This window comes from Morganella sp. HMSC11D09 (genome assembly GCF_001807955.1).
GTDB lineage: Bacteria > Pseudomonadota > Gammaproteobacteria > Enterobacterales > Enterobacteriaceae > Morganella > Morganella morganii.
This window is the reverse complement of record NZ_KV791640.1, coordinates 4,284-4,566: the sequence shown is the minus strand read 5'-3', so window position 1 is coordinate 4,566 and position 283 is coordinate 4,284. Positions and strand designations below refer to the sequence as shown.

1 protein-coding gene is annotated in these 283 nt (G+C 52.3%); it reads right to left on the bottom strand.

Annotation, left to right across the window (positions count from 1 at the left end):
* Window positions 1-283, bottom strand: a 283-nt coding sequence (locus HMPREF3119_RS18575; protein WP_246829219.1) for a terminase TerL endonuclease subunit, incomplete at both ends; no start/stop codon positions are given.

The following is a 283-nucleotide window of genomic DNA, read 5'->3' as shown; positions in this document are numbered from 1 at the left end:
CGGTGTCGATTTGTTCGGGAAAATGTTGTCGTTTTTATCCGGTTTTACGGTCACATTCGACATCATCCAGGACATCATCGGGTTGTGGTCATGGTGAAATTTGCCGGAATATACATCGGCCTGTACTGTTTTCATGGATTCAGACATGTTTTTTACCGTCTGCGCCACTTCCACCAGCGGAATCCCCTCTTCCGCCAGGCGGCGTGAGAACTGCACCGCGCTCCACGGGTCAAACCCGAGCTCACGCAGGTCATCACCTTCACACCATGCCAGAATGTCGGCT